The 17,918-nt window shown below is 72.4% G+C and carries 17 protein-coding genes; 10 read left to right on the top strand and 7 right to left on the bottom strand.

The genetic code is table 11. The annotated features are described in order from the left end of the window. The first annotated feature begins 236 nt into the window (after nt 1-236). The 3 genes from BM419_RS22165 (at nt 237) to BM419_RS22175 (ending at nt 3,191) form a co-directional block, all read left to right on the top strand. Nucleotides 237-1,334 carry a cell wall hydrolase gene (locus tag BM419_RS22165; RefSeq protein ID WP_056526330.1) on the top strand — a complete coding sequence of 366 codons (1,098 nt, stop codon included), beginning with the start codon at nt 237-239 and terminating at the stop codon, nt 1,332-1,334. A 212-nt stretch (nt 1,335-1,546) separates the two neighbouring features. Beyond that, nucleotides 1,547-2,131: a hypothetical protein gene (locus BM419_RS22170; protein WP_091927688.1), complete on the top strand. Its 585-nt coding sequence runs from the start codon at nt 1,547-1,549 to the stop codon at nt 2,129-2,131. Nucleotides 2,132-2,204: 73 nt separating this feature from the next. Continuing rightward, nucleotides 2,205-3,191, top strand: a complete 987-nt coding sequence (locus tag BM419_RS22175; RefSeq protein WP_091927689.1) for an acrylyl-CoA reductase (NADPH) — start codon at nt 2,205-2,207, stop codon at nt 3,189-3,191. Between the two features lie 12 nt (nt 3,192-3,203). Here the strand turns inward: BM419_RS22175 and BM419_RS22180 are convergent, their stop codons facing one another. Next, nucleotides 3,204-4,013: a class I SAM-dependent methyltransferase gene (locus BM419_RS22180; protein ID WP_091927690.1), complete on the bottom strand. Its 810-nt coding sequence runs from the start codon at nt 4,011-4,013 to the stop codon at nt 3,204-3,206. A 129-nt stretch (nt 4,014-4,142) separates the two neighbouring features. Between BM419_RS22180 and greA the strand changes: the two genes are divergently transcribed. Continuing rightward, nucleotides 4,143-4,616, top strand: coding sequence for a transcription elongation factor GreA (greA, locus tag BM419_RS22185; protein WP_091927691.1), 474 nt, complete (start codon nt 4,143-4,145; stop codon nt 4,614-4,616). Between the two features lie 6 nt (nt 4,617-4,622). On the opposite strand, the gene BM419_RS22190 is transcribed toward greA, so the two are convergent. Beyond that, the gene (locus BM419_RS22190) at nt 4,623-5,495 is read right to left on the bottom strand and encodes a LysR family transcriptional regulator (RefSeq protein ID WP_091927692.1); all 873 of its coding nucleotides are present in this window, start codon (nt 5,493-5,495) and stop codon (nt 4,623-4,625) included. Between the two features lie 135 nt (nt 5,496-5,630). On the opposite strand from BM419_RS22190, the gene wrbA reads away from it, so the two are divergent. Beyond that, nucleotides 5,631-6,233 carry an NAD(P)H:quinone oxidoreductase gene (gene wrbA / locus BM419_RS22195; protein WP_091683025.1) on the top strand — a complete coding sequence of 201 codons (603 nt, stop codon included), beginning with the start codon at nt 5,631-5,633 and terminating at the stop codon, nt 6,231-6,233. 133 nt (nt 6,234-6,366) lie between these two features. On the opposite strand, the gene BM419_RS22200 is transcribed toward wrbA, so the two are convergent. Beyond that, nucleotides 6,367-7,365, bottom strand: coding sequence for an L-threonylcarbamoyladenylate synthase (locus tag BM419_RS22200; protein WP_091927724.1), 999 nt, complete (start codon nt 7,363-7,365; stop codon nt 6,367-6,369). A gap of 137 nt (nt 7,366-7,502) precedes the next feature. Here BM419_RS22200 and BM419_RS22205 point away from each other — a divergent pair, with 137 nt between their 5' ends. The 5 genes from BM419_RS22205 (at nt 7,503) to BM419_RS22225 (ending at nt 13,238) form a co-directional block, all read left to right on the top strand. Beyond that, complete coding sequence (locus BM419_RS22205; protein WP_091927693.1) at nt 7,503-9,242, top strand: acyl-CoA dehydrogenase family protein; 1,740 nt, start codon at nt 7,503-7,505, stop codon at nt 9,240-9,242. Nucleotides 9,243-9,252: 10 nt separating this feature from the next. Continuing rightward, nucleotides 9,253-10,020 (top strand): enoyl-CoA hydratase-related protein, encoded by a 768-nt coding sequence (locus BM419_RS22210; RefSeq protein ID WP_091927694.1) that lies wholly within the window; start codon nt 9,253-9,255, stop codon nt 10,018-10,020. After that, nucleotides 10,017-10,859, top strand: a complete 843-nt coding sequence (locus tag BM419_RS22215; protein ID WP_091927695.1) for an SDR family NAD(P)-dependent oxidoreductase — start codon at nt 10,017-10,019, stop codon at nt 10,857-10,859. Before BM419_RS22210 ends, BM419_RS22215 begins: the two co-directional genes overlap by 4 nt. A 244-nt stretch (nt 10,860-11,103) precedes the next feature. Then, complete coding sequence (locus BM419_RS22220) at nt 11,104-12,789, top strand: B12-binding domain-containing radical SAM protein (protein ID WP_091927696.1); 1,686 nt, start codon at nt 11,104-11,106, stop codon at nt 12,787-12,789. Between the two features lie 128 nt (nt 12,790-12,917). Next, nucleotides 12,918-13,238: a DMT family transporter gene (locus BM419_RS22225; RefSeq protein WP_091683019.1), complete on the top strand. Its 321-nt coding sequence runs from the start codon at nt 12,918-12,920 to the stop codon at nt 13,236-13,238. Nucleotides 13,239-13,253: 15 nt separating this feature from the next. Here BM419_RS22225 and BM419_RS22230 read toward each other — a convergent pair whose 3' ends face one another. From BM419_RS22230 to BM419_RS22245, 4 genes are all read right to left on the bottom strand, one after another. Next, nucleotides 13,254-14,939 carry a methyl-accepting chemotaxis protein gene (locus BM419_RS22230; RefSeq protein WP_091927697.1) on the bottom strand — a complete coding sequence of 562 codons (1,686 nt, stop codon included), beginning with the start codon at nt 14,937-14,939 and terminating at the stop codon, nt 13,254-13,256. A gap of 97 nt (nt 14,940-15,036) precedes the next feature. Then, a complete protein-coding gene (locus BM419_RS22235) occupies nt 15,037-16,041 on the bottom strand; it encodes a magnesium transporter CorA family protein (RefSeq protein ID WP_012320756.1) in 1,005 nt (334 codons plus the stop codon). 138 nt (nt 16,042-16,179) lie between these two features. Next, on the bottom strand, nt 16,180-17,427 hold the full coding sequence (locus BM419_RS22240; protein ID WP_107684795.1) for a methyl-accepting chemotaxis protein: 1,248 nt from the start codon (nt 17,425-17,427) through the stop codon (nt 16,180-16,182). Nucleotides 17,428-17,514: 87 nt separating this feature from the next. Next, nucleotides 17,515-17,883, bottom strand: coding sequence for a response regulator (locus tag BM419_RS22245; RefSeq protein ID WP_085986780.1), 369 nt, complete (start codon nt 17,881-17,883; stop codon nt 17,515-17,517). Nucleotides 17,884-17,918 lie beyond the last annotated feature (35 nt).

Below are 17,918 nucleotides of genomic sequence, written 5' to 3' on the forward strand. Positions count from 1 at the left end.
GACGGGCCGGGCAGTGTCGACTGCAACCCCGAAACCGTATCGAGACACGCGCGACCGTCCGGCCTTAACGGCAGCTCAACCATACCGCGCGATAAACTCGGCGCGGCCGCAGAAACACCCTGGAAACGGGCAGGATCGGGCCGGTTCGGGTGCGTGAGTGCGGGTCTGGCGTCGTGGGCACGAGACGAGGACGGGAATCGAGCCTGCGCTGGCTCTCGGCGGCCCTGACGCCCTGGATGGTCGGGCTGGGCCTGCTGGTGTCGTTCACCGCCGATGCCGGCACGGAGAACGCCATCGGGGCGAGCCGGCTCGGGGTGATCGATGCCGACACGGTCCCGCCGCTGCCGCCCGGCACCCTGCTGATCGGATCGGCCCTCCGCCGCCTCGGCGACGAGCCGCCCCAGGCGACCTTCAAGACCGGCGCGCACGTTTTCCCCGTCGTGCAGCGGGCCGGCAAGGGCGACCCCGCCCGGCCGCCGGCCGAGAGCTTCGCGCGCCGGGCCGCGAACCTGCGCGAGGCGGGCGGCGCCCTGGTGTTCGGCGACGTTACCGGGAGCGTCACCGGCGTGCTGACGCAGGGCTCCGCGATCTGGGACCCGGAATCCGAGCCGGAGGCCGCCTTCGTCCCCGTGCCGGATCTCGGCCTCACCACCGGCAGCGGCACCGCCGCCTCCACGGGCGCGGGAACGGCCGACCTCACCGAGGATGGCGGCCCCGAGCGCTTCGACGGCTCGACCCCGCCGGTGCCGCGGGCCATCGCGCTGTCCTCCACGACGCCGGCGCCCGCCGACGCCATCCCCGTCGAGATCGCCGCGGCGAGCCTCGCGCTCCCCGATTTCGCGATCCGCACCGAGCGGCCCGACAGCGCCCAGCCGGTGCCCGAGGACGCGCGCCGGCGCTACGCCGACCTGATCGACCCGAACGCCCTCGACAAGGAGCAGCGCTGCCTCTCCGAGGCGGTCTATTTCGAGGCCCGGAGCGAGCCCGAGGCCGGCCAGGCCGCCGTCGCCCAGGTGGTGCTCAACCGGGTGAAGAGCGGCCTCTACCCGGCGAGCGTCTGCGGCGTCGTCTACCAGAACCGGCACCACTACATGGGGTGCCAGTTCTCCTTCGCCTGCGAGGGCAAGTCGCTGCGCATCACCGATGCCGGCGCCTGGGAGTCCGCCACCCGCATCGCCCGCTCGGTGATCGAGGGCCGGACCTACCTCGCGGAGGTCGGCGCCGCGACCCACTACCACGCCGACTACGTGCGTCCGGGCTGGGCCCGCCGCCTGCGCAAGATGGACGTGATCGGCCGGCACATCTTCTACCAGCTCCGGGCCGGCCAGACCTGACCCGGGCCGGACCGGACTTCATAAGAGGAACTGTCCAAGATCCGAACAATCCTACCTAGGTAGGCGACGCCTAAGCAGTCGAAACCAAGGGTTAATTTTACCTTCGTTCCCGATAATGCTTGCGCGCCGGGCAACGAGTCTGGCCTCTGGTACGTCGAGACGAGCGCCGCGTCCGCGCCGCGTCTCGTAGTAATGCGTACCAGAGGACTTCCATGACCGCGCCGGTCGCTCGCACCGCTCTCCTCGCCGCCGCCCTCGGCGGCGCGCTCCTCGCCGCACCCGCCCAGGCCGGCGGCTGCTACGGCTCCGAATGCTATCGCCGCGTCGTCACGCCGCCGGTCTACGACACCGTGCAGGAGAACGTGCTAGTACGCCCGCCCCGCACGGTCTATCGCACCACGCCGCCGGTCTACGACACGGTGTCGGAGCGCGTGATGGTCTCGCCCGGCGGCCGCTACTGGCAGACCAGCCGCGGCCCCGGCGGCGAGCTGATCGGCTGCTGGGTGACCACGCCGCCGCGCTTCGCCGTCCGCACCCGGACCGTGCTGATCCGCCCGGCGCAGACGATCCCCGAGACGATCCCGCCGGAATACGCCAGCGTCAGCCGCCGCGTCCTCGTCGCGCCCGCCCGGGCCGGCTGGGCGCCGATCGGCGGCGGTTACGGCTACCGGCCCGCGGCCTACGGCGGTCCGCTCGTCGGCTCGATCCCGGACGCCCTCGGCATCACCGGGGCGAGCTCCTCGGATATCGGCGTCGGTCTCGGCTTCTACACGGGCAGCCGCTACGACGGATACTGAGCCGGTAACGACCGCCGTCGCCTTGATTCCGGGCGTCCCGGCCACACCTCACCGCGCAGCACGGGAGGTGACGATGGGGACGTTCAAGGCCTGGGTGGTCGAGAAGAACGAGGCCGGCCAGAGCCTCGCCTTCACGGACTTCGACGACGCCGACCTGATGGACGGCGACGTCACCGTGCGGGTGACGCACTCGACCCTGAACTACAAGGACGGCCTCGCGCTCACCGGCAAGTCGCCGGTGGTGCGCCGCTTCCCGATGATCCCCGGCATCGACTTCTCGGGGATCGTCGAGGCCTCGGACCATCCGGAGTACAGGCCGGGCGACGCGGTCGTGCTCACCGGCTGGGGCGTCGGCGAGACGCATCTCGGCGCCTACGCGCAGCGCGCCCGGGTCCGTGGCGACTGGCTGGTTCCGCTGCCCCAGGGCCTCACGGCCGAGCAGGCCATGGCGGTGGGCACCGCCGGCTACACGGCGATGCTGTGCTGTATGGCGCTGGACGCTCACGGCGTGAAGCCCGAGCACGGCCCGGTCATCGTCACCGGCGCCTCGGGCGGCGTCGGCTCCGTCGCGGTGGCGCTCCTCGCCCGGGCGGGCTGGCACGTGATCGCCTCCACGGGCCGGGACGGCGAGGCCGATTACCTGAAGGGGCTCGGCGCCGCCGAGATCCTCGACCGGGCCGAACTGTCGAAGCCCGGCAAGCCGCTGGGCAAGGAGCGCTGGGCCGCCGGCGTTGACGCCGTGGGCTCCACGACCCTCGCCAACGTCCTCGCCATGACCCGGGCGGACGGCGCCGTCGCGGCCTGCGGGCTGGCGCAGGGCATGGACCTGCCGACCTCGGTGGCGCCGTTCATCCTCCGCGGCGTCTCGCTGCTCGGCATCAACAGCGTCACCACCCCGCAGAAGAAGCGGCGCGAGGCCTGGGCCCGCCTCGCCCGGGAGCTCGATCTGGCCAAGCTCGCCGCCATGACCAGCAAGGTCTGCCTGGAAGAGGTCGGCCGGCTCGGCGAGGAGATCCTGGCCGGCAAGGTCCGAGGCCGGACCGTCGTGACGGTGGCGTAGGTCCGGCGCCCGTCAGGCGGCTTTCCGGGCCTGGAGCAGGTAGCTCATCGGCAGGAGCCGGTCGGCGGCGAGCACGTCGCAGGCCGTGCTGCTGATGTTGTCCGGAAACTCCCGAAACCGCTCGATCGCGAGGCCCGCACCGATCAGACTCTCGATCAGCATCCCGACGGGATGGGCGAACCAGTAATGCGGTCCGACCCGCGGGGCCGGCCCGTCGCCGTACACGATGGCGTCCTCGCCCACGAACGGCGCCGTGCGGAAATAGGAGTGCCGGACCAGGAGCGGCTGCTCCGCCCGCGGCTCGAACATGTTCACGACGGGGTGCTCCTCGTGGATGAGGATCCGGCCGCCCGGGTGCAGGAGGCGCGCCGCCACGGCGAGGAAGCGCGGCAGGTCGGGCATCCAGCCCAGCACGCCGATGGTGATCACCGCGAGGTCGTGGGCACCGTCGTGCTCCGCGTCGATCGCATGCACGTCGCCCGCGACGAAGCGGCAGTCGCGCCCGGCGATGCCGGCGAGGTCCCTGGCCTGGGCGAGTAACGCCTCCGACTGGTCGAACCCGGTCGCCGACCGGGCGCCGAGATTCATCAGCGACACCGTCTCCCGCCCGTTGTTGCAGCAGAGCTGCGCGACGGAGGTCCCGGCGAGGCCGATCGCCCGCAGGGCCGCCTCCATCGGCGGGTCGAAGCAGGAGAAGCCGGGATCCCGCGCGAAGTTCTGCGTCAGCCGGTCCCAAGACGGGTCGCTCCGGTGCAGCGGCGCGGAGGCATCCCAGGCCTGGCGGTTGGCGGCGACGGCCTCGGCGGCGGACAGGGACGACATCGACGGCTCCGGATGAATCGCCGGAGAGTCTAGCGAGCGGTGCCCGTGTCGCGCCACGGCGATAACGCCGGGCCGGCCGAACCGCCGTCGCGCGGGAACCTTTGCCGTACCTCGCGTGTTGGCGTCTTCATGAGCGTCGCATTCGTCAAAGAGCCCGAGGGTGGGGAAGCGTTCGAGAATCTGCCGGACCGGCCGATCTCGCCGCACACGAACTTCGTCACGCCGGAGGGGCTCGCGCAGATCGAGGCCGAGGTGGCGCGTCTCGAGAAGGAGGTCGCCTCGCTGGACCCCGCCGACAAGGCGGAGGATTCCCGCATCGGGCGCGACCTGCGCTACTGGACGGCCCGGAAGAACACCGCGCAGCTCGTGGAGCCCAGGGGCGGCGACACCGTGCAGTTCGGCTCGACCGTCACGGTGGTCCGCGAGGACGAGTCCGGCAAGGAGACCCGGCAGACCTTCCGGATCGTCGGCGAGGACGAGGCCGACCCGCACAAGGGCTCGATCTCGTACGTGGCACCGCTCGCCCGCGCCATCACGGGCAAGACGATCGGCGACGTGGTCGAGGTGAACGGCCACGAGGTCGAGGTCGTCGAGATCCGCTGAGGCGGGTCATCGGCCCTCGAAGCGCGCCCGTAGGGGCAGCAGCGCCTCGGCGACGTGCTCCATGAAGGCCCGGACCCGCGCCGCGTGGCGCAGGTCCGGATGCGTCAGGATCCACAGGTCCGCCCCGAGTTCCAGGTGCGGTCCGGACAGGCGGCGCAGCGCCGGGTTGACGTCGGCCGTGAAGCAGGGGAGAGGGCCGATGCCGAGACCGGCCTCGACCGCCGCCTCCAGGCCCAGCACTGCGTTGATCCGCAGGCGGACGCGGTCGGACGGCACCCGCGCCTCCACGAACCGCGTGAGCGAGCCCCCCGCCACCAGCGGGCTCGGACTGATCCATGTCTCGCGGGCCAGGTCGCCGTAAGCGCGGTCGGCGCGGCCGTAGACCGCCCAGGCTGTGAGGGCGAGGCGGCGCCCGACCAGGGTCTCGCTCGGCTCCCGGCTGATCCGGATCGCCACGTCGGCGTCCCGGCGCGACAGGTTGAGGGTCGCCTCGGCGAGGATGAGCTCGATCCGGATCTCAGGATAACGCTCCGCGAAGCTCGCCAGCATCGGCATCAGCAGCTCGGCGGCGAAGCCCGCCGGCGCGGTCACCCGCAGCTCGCCGGAGGGTGTCTCGCCCTGTCCCGCCACCGCGCGGGAGAACCGTGCCACGTCCAGCTCGATGCGCCCGGCCGCCTCGATCATCGCCTGCCCGGCGGCGGTCGGCACGTAGCCCGTGCGCAGCCGCTCGAACAGGCGCGCGCCGAGCCGCGCCTCCAGGGCGGCGAGGCGCCGGAACGCCGTCGAGTGATTGATGCCCAGTTCGGCCGCCGCCGCAGTCAGGCCGCCCCGATCGGCCACCGCCTTCACGAACCGGAATTCGTCCCAATCGAGCGCCACGCCCCGAACCTTGCATCTGTGCAAGATCAGTCTTGCATGGCGGCGCATTCTTGCAAGGCGGCAAATGCGCGATGCAGGGGCCATCCGCCGGCCGACGATTCGGTCGGCCGTCCGACACGCAGGAGAGACCATCCCATGGCGAAGGTTCTGGTGCTGTACTACTCGACCTACGGTCACGTGGAGCAGATGGCCTACGCCGTCGCCGAGGGAGCCCGCGAGACGGGGGCCGAGGTCGTCGTCAAGCGCGTGCCCGAGCTGGTCCCGGAGGAGGTCGCCCGGCAGAGCCACTTCAAGCTCGATCAGGCGGCGCCGGTCGCGACCGTCGCCGAGCTCGCCGACTACGACGCGATCATCTTCGGCACGCCGACCCGCTACGGCAACATGGCCTCGCAGATGAAGCAGTTCATCGATCAGACCGGGGGGCTCTGGATGAAGGGCGCCCTGGTCGGCAAGGTGGGCTCGGTCTTCACCTCCACGGCCTCCCAGCACGGCGGCCAGGAGACGACGCTGACGAGCTTCCACACGGTGCTGTTCCACCACGGCATGGTGGTGGTCGGCCTGCCCTACAGCTTCCAGGGGCAGGCGGGCGTCGAGGCGGTGAAGGGCAACACGCCCTACGGCGCCAGCACGATCGCGGACGGCGACGGCTCCCGCCAGCCGAGCGCCGTCGAGCTGGAGGGCGCGCGGTTCCAGGGCCGCCACGTGGCGGGCATTGCCGCCAAGCTGGCCCGAGACTGAGAAGCCAAGAAAAAAGGCTCGGATTGCTCCGAGCCTGAAAGGAAAAAGGCCATTGGGGGCTGAGAAGGCCTTCGTGATCAGTAAACGGATCAGGCCGAACTCTGTTCCGCGGCCGGCGAAAAATTCTCCGCCGTCAGCGGGGCGCGGCCGCCCGGGCGAGGCGATCTCGGATCGCCTCGCCGAGCCCGTCCTCGGGGATCGGCGCGACCGCGATGGTCTCCGCCCCCGAGGCGTCGAGGTCGCGCAGGGCGCCGAACAGCCGGGAAGCGGCCTCGGCGAGATCGCCCGCCGGGCTCAGGTTGACGCTGGCCCGCGCGAGTTCGTGATCCGCCGGGAGATGCGAGCCGAACAGCAGGACCGCCTCGCCGGGTGCGATCCGCACCGCGTCGAGCCGGACCCGCGCCCGCGGTGCGTAGTGCGAGGCGAGCATGCCCGGGCCCGCCGGCCGGTCGGCATCCGCCGCCGCGGGCGCTGCCGGATCGAGGCCGAGCACCTCCCGGAGCGCCGCCCGGGTGACGCCGCCGGGCCGCAGCAGCCGCGGCGTGCCGCCGAGGCAGGCCACCACCGTCGACTCGACGCCCACCGGCGTGTCGCCGCCGTCGAGCACCGCGGCGATGCGGCCGGCGAGATCGTCGAGGACGTGGGCGGCCCGGGTCGGGCTCACCCGCCCGGAGCGGTTGGCCGAGGGCGCCGCGACCGGCCGCCCGGCCTCGGCGAGGAGCGCGCGCGCGAGCGGGTGCGCCGGAACCCGCAGGGCGAGGCTCGGCAGGCCGGCGCGGGCGAGGTCGCAGACCCGCGTGCCCGCATGCGCCGGGACGACCAGGGTCAGGGGGCCGGGCCAGAAGGCCTCCGCGAGGCGGCGCGCCGGCGCGTCGAAGACCCCCTCCGCCAGGGCCGCCGCCGCGTCGGGCAGGTGCGAGATCAGCGGGTTGAAGCGCGGCCGCGCCTTGGCGGCGAAGATGCCCGTCACCGCGGCGGGGTCGGTGGCGTCCGCCCCGAGCCCGTAGACGGTCTCGGTGGGGAAGGCGACGAGGCGGCCCGCCCGCAGGAGCGCGGCGGCCTCCGCGAGGCCGGCCGCGTCGGCGGGGAGCCGCCGGGTCGCGGCCGGGACCGTTGACCCGGGATCGTTCATGCGGGAAGCCGTCTCCGAGGTCATGGCGGTGCGAGCCCCGCGCGCCTATCCTCGCCCCGCCCTAGCGCCGGTGCGCGGGCGCGGTCAAACCCGCCCCGGATCGAACGCGCGGGCGGGCCGCCACACGGGAGGATCGTATGAGTTACCGCGCCCCGGTCCCCGAGATGCTCTTCACGCTGCGGCACGTGGCCGGGCTCGACGCGGTCGATCCCGACGACGCCGAGGCGATCCTGACCGAGGCCGGACGGATCGCCGCCGGCGTGATCGCGCCGCTCAACCGGGTCGGCGACCGGCACGGCACCCCCTTCGCGGACGGGCAGGTCACCACGCCGCCCGGCTGGCGCGAGGCCTACCGCACCTTCACGGAGGGCGGCTGGAACGGGCTCTCGGCCGAGGCCGACCACGGTGGCCAGGGCCTGCCGAAGCTGATCGAGGCCGCCTGCACCGAGATGTGGAACGGCGCCAACCTCGCCTTCGGCCTCTGCCCGCTCCTGACCCAGGGCGGCATCGAGGCGCTCGCGGCCCACGGCTCGGGCGACCTGAAGGCGCGCTACCTCGAGAAGCTGGTCTCGGGCGCGTGGCCCGCCACCATGAACCTGACCGAGCCGCAGGCGGGCTCCGACCTTGCCCTGCTGCGCACCCGGGCCGTGCCGGCGGGCGACGGCACCTACCGGATCACCGGCAACAAGATCTACATCACCTACGGCGAGCACGACCTCGCCGACAACATCGTCCACCTCGTCCTGGCCCGGCTGCCCGACGCGCCCGCCGGCACGCGGGGCATCTCCCTGTTCCTGGTGCCGAAGGTGCTGCCGGACGGCACCCGCAACGACCTGCGCTGCTCCGGGATCGAGCACAAGCTCGGCATCCACGCCTCGCCGACCTGCTCGATGGCGTTCGGCGACGGCGGCGGCGCCACCGGCTGGCTGATCGGCCAGGAGAACAAGGGGCTGGCCTGCATGTTCACGATGATGAACGCGGCGCGGCTCAATGTCGGCCTGCAGGGCGTCGGAATCGCCGAGGCCGCGACCCAGCGGGCGCTCGCCTACGCGCAGGAGCGCCGCCAGGGCAAGGCGGTGGGCGCCGCCGAGGCGACCAGCCCGATCGCCGCCCATCCGGACGTGCAGCGCATGCTGCTCACCATGAAGGCCTCGACGGCCGCCGCCCGCGCCATCTGCTACCTCACCGCCGCGGCCCTCGACGCGTCGAAGGGACCGGAGGGGCAGGCGGCCCTGGACCGCGCCTCGCTGCTGACCCCGGTCGCGAAGGCGTTCGCGACGGACCTCGCCAACGAGGTGACCTCGCTCGGCGTGCAGGTCCACGGCGGCATGGGCTTCGTGGAGGAGACCGGCGCGGCGCAGCTCATGCGCGACGCCCGCATCCTCGGCATCTACGAGGGGACCAACGGCATCCAGGCCATCGACCTCACCGCCCGCAAGCTGCCGCTGAACGGCGGGGCCACCGCGCGGTCGCAGATCGCCTGGATGCGCCGCGCCGCGGAGGGACTGCTCAAGGCCGGCGACCCCGCCTTCGGCCACATGGCGGCGCGGCTGCGCGACGGGATCGGCAGCCTCGACCGGGCGACGAGCCACCAGCTCGCCGCGCTGAGCTCGAACCGCCCCGAGGCGGCGCTCGCCGGCGCGACGCCGTACCTGCGCCTGTTCGGCCTGACGCTGGGCGCCGCCTGCCTCGCCCGGGGCGCGCTCGCCGCGAGCGCTGCCCGGAAGGCTGGCGAGACGGACCCGGCGCACGCGGCCCGCATCGCCCTCGCCCGGTTCTACGCCGAGAACCTCCTGGTGGCCGCCTCCGGCCTGGAGCAGGCGGTGGTCGAGGGCGGCGCCTTCACGGACGACGCCGCCCTGGCGCTGGCGGTTTGAGGAGCGGATCATGGCCGAACCCGTCACGATCGACGACCTCGCGGGCGGCGTCCGCCTGATCACCCTGAACCGCCCCGAGAAGAAGAACGCCCTCACGGGCGCCATGTACGACGCGATGCGCGCGGGCCTGACGGAGGCCGACGCGTCGGACGCGGTCGGCGCCGTGGTCTTCGCCGGGCAGCCCGGCATGTTCAGCGCCGGCAACGACCTCGCCGATTTCATGGGGCATGCCGGCGATGGATTCAGTTCCTCGCCGGCGCTGGCCTTCATCCGCCAGCTCACCCGGACCCGCACCCCGATGGTGGCGGCGGTCGACGGGATCGCGGTCGGCATCGGCGCGACCCTCTGCCTGCACTGCGACCTCGTCTACGCGAGCCCGGCGGCGCGCCTGCGCATGCCCTTCGTCGAGCTCGGCCTCGTGCCGGAGGCGGCGTCGAGCTACCTGCTGCCCCTGCGGGTCGGCCGGCTCCGGGCGACCGAGCTGCTGCTCCTGTCGCGGCCGCTCGAGGCCGACGAGGCGCAGGCCCTGGGGCTCGTCAACGCGGTGCTGCCCGCCGACATGCTGGTCGAGCAGGCGATCGCGCAGGCGGCGCGCCTCGCCGCCCTCCCGCGCGGGGCGCTCACCGCGTCCCGGGCGCTGATCCGGGGCGATCAGGCCCAGGTCGAGGCGGCCCTGGAGGCGGAGGCGAAGGCCTTCGACGCGCAGCTGCGCTCGCCCGAATCCCAGGAGCGGCTCGCCGCCTTCCTGTCGCGGTCGAAGCCCGCCGCCTCGGCGTGACCCCGCCCGACCTCTCGCAGAAGATCTGCCTCGTCGCGGGCGCGTCGCGGGGCGTCGGCCGGGGCCTGGCCCGGGCGCTGGGCGAGGCGGGGGCCACGGTGATCGTCACGGCCCGCTCCAGCGAGACCGGCCCGCGCACCGAGATGCGCGCCGAGGCGATCGAGGACACGGCCCGCGCGGTCGACGCGGCCGGCGGGCGCGGGCACCACTACCTGTGCGACCACCGCTCCGAGCGGGCCACCGACGCGCTGGTTCACTGGGCGCTGCGCCGGTTCGGGCGGATCGACGTCGCGGCCTGCAGCGTGTGGAGCGGCAACGAGGGCTACGACGGCGAGCGCTACCCGGACGGGGCCGGCTGGGGCACGCCGTTCTGGCGCCGCTCGGCGGAGCCGTACATCGGCCTCCTCGAGGCCGGGCCGCTGCCGGCCCTGCTGCTCGCCCGGGCGGTCGCCCCCGCCATGGTGGCGGCGCGGGCCGGGCTGCTGGCGCTCGTCTCCTTCGGGACCGAGGATTACCTCGGCGACGTGTTCTACGATTCCGCCAAGGCCGCGACCAACCGGCTGACCCTGGCCTTCGCCCGGGAGCTCGCGCCCCACGGCGTCACCGCCCTCGGCCTGTCGCCGGGCTTCGTCGCCACCGAGCGGGCGCGCGACCTCGGCCAGGAGCAGTACGCCACCGAGAGCCCCCTCTACGCCGGCCGGGCGCTGGCGGCGCTCGCCGCCGACCCCGACATTGCCGCCCGGGCGGGCGCCGTGCTGCATGCCGGCGACCTCGCGCGCGTCTACGGCTTCACCGACGCCGACGGGACGCGGCCGGAGCGGTTCCACGTCGGGCCGTGACGGTTTTGGCGGGGCCTGTCGCCCGAATGGCGCAGCCGCGCGGCAAACGGGCCGGATCCGCCCCGGGACCCGTCGGTGGGGTTGATTCGCGGGGCCCGGACGCGCGTCCTGTCGGGATCGGCGGCTCCGATTGCTGCGGGAGCGAAAAACGGCCTTAATTCGCCCGCAGGTCAGGGGAGCGATCCTGTACCCGCCCCGATCTCCGGTCGGGCCGGGACCGTGCGTGTGAACGAGGGAAACTGGCATGTCGGAAGCGAACACGGCCCCGCGCGTGCTGATGGTGTTCCCGAAGTTCTACGAAAACTCGATGTGGAACTTCAAAGAGGCGATGGAGCTGCAGGGCGCCCGCGCGCCGGCGCCGCCCCTCGGCCTGATCACGCTCGCCGCGATGCTGCCGCCGGCCTGGCAGGTGACGCTCGTCAACCGCAACTGCGAGGAACTGACGGACGCGCAGATCCAGGCGGCCGACCTCGTGATGACTGGCGGCATGCTGCCCCAGGAGCCGGACTGCCTCGTGGTCATCGACCGCTGCGTGGCGCTCGGAACCCCGGTCTGCGTCGGCGGCCCGGCTCCGACCTCGACGCCGGAGGTCTACGACAAGGCCGACTTCCTGGTGCTGGGCGAGGCCGAGGGCATCCTCGACAAGTTCGTGGCCGCCTGGGAGGCCGGCGAGCGCCGCGGCCGGCTCACGGCCGAGAAGTTCAAGGCCGACGTCACCAAGAGCCCGATCCCGCGCTTCGACCTGCTGACCTTCAGCCACTACCTCTACATCGGCGTCCAGTTCTCGCGCGGCTGCCCGTTCACCTGCGAGTTCTGCGACATCATCGAGCTCTACGGCCGCGCCCCGCGGACCAAGACCACGCCGCAGATGCTGGCGGAGCTCGACCGGCTCTACGGCCTCGGCTACCGCGGCCATGTTGACTTCGTCGACGACAACCTGATCGGCAACAAGAAGGCGATCAAGCTGTTCCTGCCGCACCTGATCCAGTGGCAGGAGGCGCACGGCTACCCGTTCAAGTTCTCCACCGAGGCCTCGCTGAACCTCGCGGACGACGACGAGCTGCTCGGGATGATGCGGGACGCGAATTTCTTCGCCCTGTTCACCGGGATCGAGACGCCCGACGAGGCGACGCTGATCCAGACCCAGAAGAAGCAGAACACCAAGCGGTCCATCGCCGACAGCGTGCACAAGCTCTACGAGCACGGCATGTTCGTCACGGCCGGCTTCATCGTCGGCTTCGACACCGAGAAGGACAGCATCAGCAAGGCGATGTCGCTGTGCATCGGCCAGACCGGCATCCCGATCGCCATGGTCGGTCTGCTCTTCGCGCTGCCGAACACGCAGCTCTCGCGCCGCCTGCGCAAGGAGGGCCGCCTCTACGAGAACTACGCGGCGACCACCGCCGACCAGGGCGACCAGTGCACGCAGGGCATCAACTTCGTGACCCTGCGGCCGCAGCGCGACGTGCTGGCCGACTACCGCGACGTCCTCCAGGAGATCTACGACCCGCCGAACTTCTTCGACCGGGTCCGGGTGGTCGCCCGGCGGGTGAAGCGGCCGAGATTCGCCGCCCAGAAGCTCAACTGGGGCCACATCGCCCACGATCTCTACTCGCTGCTGCGGGTGTGCTGGCGGATGACCGTGCGGCGTCCGGAACTCGCCAAGCACTTCTGGAGCGTGTTCCTGGAGACCGCCCGCCGCAACCCGGCCGCCCTGGAGGCCGTGGTCACCAACATGGTGATCTACCTCCACGTCTACCCGTTCTCGCGCTACGTCATCCGCGAGATCAACGGCCGGATCGCCGACCTCGATGCCGGCCGCTGGGTGCAGCCGCCGGTCCTGGCGCCCGAGGCGGAGACCTGCAAGGCGCCGCCGGTCGGCAAGGTGGTGGCCAAGGCCGAGGTCAAGCACCTCGCCGCGGTGGCCTGAGGGATCCGCGGCCGCTGCGCTTGCGGGCTCGGCCGATCATCGCTAGCTGACCCGCCGCGAGGCCACGTCCTCCCCCCGCCACGCGGGGCACAAGTCCGGGACGGCCCGGCCCTTTCGGGAGGGCCGCCGTGGCCTGGATCTATCTCGTCACCGCGGGCGTGCTGGAGGTCGTCTGGGCCTTCGCGATGAAGCAGTCGGAGGGCTTCACGCGCCTCTGGCCGACCGCCATCATGGCCGTGTCGATGGCCGGCAGCGTCGGCTTCCTAGCGCTGGCCATGCGCACGCTGCCCCTGGGCACCGCCTACACGATCTGGACCGGAATCGGCGCGGTCGGAGCCTTCCTGGTCGGCATCGCCGTGCTGGGGGAGCAGGCGAGCGCCAGCCGGATCCTCGCGGCCGGCCTGATCGGCTCCGGGCTCGTCCTGATGAAGCTGTCGAGCCCCGGCTGAGCCTGAGGCCGAGCCTCAGGCCGCGCGCACGGTGTACAGGAAGGCGTCGATCTCCCGGCGCAGCTCGGCGGCCTCCTCCGAGAGACTCGACGCCGAGGCCAGCATCCGCGTGGCGGCCGTGCCCGTGTCGTCGGCCGCCCGCGCCACCGCGTCGATCGTCCCGGTGACCGCGCCGGTCCCGGACGCCGCCTCGGCCACGTTCCGGGCGATCTCCCGGGTTGCCGCGCCCTGCTGCTCGACGGCGGCCGCGATCGAGGTCGCCACCCCGTCGATCTCGCGGATGCGCGCCGTGATCCCGTCGATCGCGTCCACGGTCTGCCCGGTCGCGCCCTGGATACGGCCGACCTGACCGGCGATCTCCTCGGTGGCCCGGGCGGTCTGGGCAGCGAGCTGCTTCACCTCGCTGGCGACCACCGCGAAACCGCGCCCCGCATCGCCGGCGCGGGCCGCCTCGATCGTGGCGTTCAGCGCCAGCAGGTTCGTCTGGCCGGCGATGTCGGTGATGAGGCGCACGACGTCGCCGATCCGGCCCGCGGCGGTGCTCAGTTCCTGCACGAGGCCGGCCGTGTCGCCGGCCTGGACCACCGCGCTCCGGGCGAGTTCGGCGGACCCGTCGACTTGGCGGCCGATCTCCTGCACCGAGGCGCCGAGTTCCTCCGCGGCCGCCGCGACCGTGCCGACATGCTGGGCGGCCTCCTGGGCGGCGCACGCCACCGTGGCTGAGCGCTCCGCGGTGTGCGTGGCCGTGCCGCTCATCGCCTCGGCGTCGGCCCGCAGGCCGAGGGCGGCGTCCGCCACCCGGGCCAGCACGCCGCCGACCGCGGCCTCGAAGGACTCGGCCATGGCGTGGACCGCGCGCCGGCGCTGCGCCTCGGCGCCGTCCCGCGCCAGGGCGGTCTCCCGCTCCAGGGCACGGGTGTGGATCAGGTTGTCCTTGAAGACCTGCACGGCCGCCGCCATCGCGCCGATCTCGTCGCGGCGCCCCGTATGCGGGACCGGCACGGTCTCGTCGCCCTCGGCGAGGCGGCCCATCGCGCCGGTCATGCGCTCGATGGGGCGCGCGATCCCGAACAGGGCGAACAGCATCGCGGCCGCCGCGACCGCGAGGCCGACCACCGTGGCGATCAGCGCGATCAGCTTGGCCCGCGTCGCCGCCTGCACGGTCTGGGTGACGTTGGCCTCGGTCTGGCCCCGCGCTGCCGCGATCGACTCGGTCAGGCTGGCCACCGCGGCGTCGTTCTGCGCGCCCGTCGCGGGATCCAGCACGAGCGCGAGGGCGCCCGGCTGATCGCCCGCGATCATCAGCTCGACCACCTGCAGCTGGACGTTCTGGTAGGCGTTCCACGCATTGGTGAAGCGCTCGTAGATCGCCCGGGCCTGCGGGCTCGTCAGGCGGTCCTGATAGGCTTGCCGGAGGCCGGACAGCTCGCCGAGGGCGTCGGTCAGGGCCGTCTGGTTCTTGTCCAGGGCCGCGGCGTCGGGCGAGGCCACCGCGAGGCGGTAGAGGCGCAGGCGCGCGTCCCGCACGGCCGTCCCGATGGCCTCGGCCTGGTTCTGCACGGGCAGGGCCTGCTGCGAGATGGCCGCGGCGTTCCGCTCGATCTCCGACAGGCTCACGACGCTGGCGATCCCCTGGCCCACGGCGGCGAGGGCGAGCAGGCCGATGGCACCGGCGAGGATCGTCTTGAGGGAGAAGCGCATGGGAGGTTCCGTCTACGCGGCCGCGCCGCGCCTTCAGGCCCAACCATGCTCCCGTGGAGGTCTTAAGATTCTGTCGGCTCTATATCGGCGTTTGTTGTCAGAGCCACTTCTTCCACCGGAAGAAGAAGTAGGGAAATACCGCCGCCACGACCATCATGATCAGCGCCATCGGGTATCCGAAGGCGAAATCTAGTTCCGGTATGGACTTAAAATTCATGCCGTAGATCGACGCGATCAGGGTCGGCGGCATGAAGACGACCGCCATGACCGAGAACAGCTTGATGATGTTGTTCTGCTCGAGGTTGACGAGCCCCAAGGTCGCGTCGAGCAGGAACTGGATCTTCGTCGACAGGAAGGTGGCGTGCTCCTCGAGGGACTGAAGATCCCGCAGGGTCGAGCGCACGTCCTCGCGCAGGTCGCGCGGGGCCTTGTTGGTCCGGTAGGTCGCCGACAGCGAGAGCAGGATCCGCTCCATTGAGACGAGGCTCTCGCGCTGCTTGGAGATGAGATCGCCGTGCCGGCCCAGCGCCCGCAGCGTGTCCTGCAGCGCGGTGTTGCGGGCCGAGGGGTCCTCCTGCACTTCGAAGATCTTGCCCGACAGGCGGTCGATGCGCTCGCCCTGGAGCTGCAGCACGTCGGCGGCCCGGTCGATCACCGCCTCGATCAGCCCGGCCAGGATCGATTCGCCCGAGGGTGTCGAGGCGCCGCCGTTGCCCATCGAGCGCCCGGCGCGCTGCGTGTACATGCGGAAGGCCTGCGGCTCCTCGTGGCGCACCGTCACCAGCCGGTTGCCGCGCAGGATGAAGGTGATGCCGGCCAGCCCCGGCTCCTCGGCGTCGCTGACCTTCGAGAGCACCCGGCCGGTCATGTAACGGGCGCCGTCCTCGACGTAGAGCAGCTCCGAGGGCTCGATGTCCTTCATCTCCTCGCGGGTCGGCACCTCGATGCCCGCGAACGACTCGACCTTCAGTTCCTCCTCGCGGCTCGGGCGGATCAGATCGAGCCAGACCGTGTCCTCGGGGATCGTGTCCTGGAGATCGATGACGCGGCGCTCAAGCAGCGTGGCTCCGGCGCCGACGGCGGGCTGGTGGATGAAGATCACGTACGGGTCTCGGATGCGGATCGGTCACGGGACAGCGCGGGGCCGCAGCCCGCATCCGGCACCGCGACGGTCGATGCAAGCTGTGCCGCGGATGTGGCGCTGTTTTCTGACGCTTCCGTGACATCGCGGCCCGCCCCGTCAGAACAGCTCGATGTCGGGCGCTACCGGGTCGAGGGCTTGGTCGACGACTTGGTCGAGGGCCTGGGCGTCGACGCGGCGCTGGATCTGGGTGACGTAGCGCGCCCGCGCGGTCTCGAGGATCGCCGCCGGCGCGCTCGCCCGCCCCGGCCCGGTGCCGATCAGTCGCCGGCGCAGGCCGTCGAGGCAGAGCTGCAGCGCCGCGTTGGCGGCATCGACCGCCTCGATCTGCTGGCGGACGACGTCCTGGAACTGAACTTGGCCGAAGACCGACAGCACCTCGTCGCCCACCGCCGCATTCTGCGCCTTGACCTCGGCGAGGTCCGTCCGCGCCATCCCGAGGAGGACCCGGGTGGTCGTCTCGGCGATCCCGCCGAGTTCGGCCATCAGCGCGCGGAGGCGCTCCTGCTCGGTGCGGGTCGCGTCGTCCCCGCGATCGGCGATCAGCACCCGGCTGATCGTCTGCTGCGCGTCCGCCACCTGCACGCGCGCCTCGGCCATCGCGGTCTGGGAGGTCTGCGCGAGATCCTGGAGCTCCCGGGCGATGACCCGGAAGCCGGCTCCGTGGGCCCCGGCGCGGGCCGCCTCGATGTTGGCGTTGAGCGCCAGCATCCGGGTCGCCGCCCCGACCTTCTCGAGGCTGAGGATCAGGGCATCGAGCCCGCGCATCTGCCCGACGGCCACTTCGACGGTGCCGCGTTCCTCGCGGGTCTCGTTCAGGCGCCGGTCGAGATAGGCGCCGAGGGCCGCCGCCAGGGATTGCAGCGCGGCGTCGCTCTGCTCGGCGAAGCCGACGATGCGGTCGTGCGCGCCGCCGATGCAGGCGGCGCTGCGCGCCTGGGCGGCGTCGAGCCTCTGCAGCGAGGCGAGGATCGCGGCGGCGGCCGCCTCGGTCTGCGCGACGATGCTGCGCAGCTGCTCGCCCGTCACGGCGAAATAGGGGTCGAGGTCGCCGAGATCCCGGGCCACGGCCTCGGCGCAGGCCGCTCCGTGCGCCGGGGCGGCCGCCGGTTCGGCCCGAAGCGTGACCGCCATCGGCGGGGCATCCGGCTCGACCGCGCGGCAGGACGGTTGCAGCCCGCGGGTCACGAGGCCCCCGCAGAGCGCGGCGGCGGCCGCGAAGAGGAGCTGCGCCGGCTGCGCGATCCCCAGGATCAGCGGCACGGCCCCGACCGCGCCGCCGGCCGCGGCACTGAGCAGGAGCGTCCGCAGCTCGGTCTTCGCGGAGGGACGGGCAGCAATCTGCATCGCGGGAACGGTCATTCGGTCGGAAGCGGTGGCGCGGGGCCGGGCGAGGCCCGCGGAGCGGGCTTCAGCGGAGAGGGGTCGCCCGGATCAGGCGGCGCGGCGCTGAATCGCGGGGGCGACCTGTGTGAGGACCTGCAGCAGCTTGTCGGCCTGGACCGGCTTCACCAGCCAGCCGGTCGCCCCCGCCTGGCGCGCGCCGTCGCGCTTCTCCTGCTGCGATTCCGTCGTGAGAACGAGCATCGGCGTGAAGCGGGTCGGCGCGAGCTTCCGCAACTCCTGGATCAACTGGACGCCGTCCATGCCGGGCATGTGGAAGTCCGTGATCACGAGGGCCGGCTTCAGGCCTGCCTTGACCTTCGCGAGTGCCGTTTCGGCATCGGCAGCCTGTTCGGTTTCATATCCCGAACTGCGAAGTATTCCTGACATGCTCGAAAGAATGGTCGGTGAGTCGTCCACCAGTAATATCGTATTCATTTCTCGCTCTGAACTCC

Source organism: Methylobacterium sp. yr668 (assembly GCF_900116245.1).
In the GTDB taxonomy this organism is placed as follows: Bacteria; Pseudomonadota; Alphaproteobacteria; order Rhizobiales; family Beijerinckiaceae; genus Methylobacterium.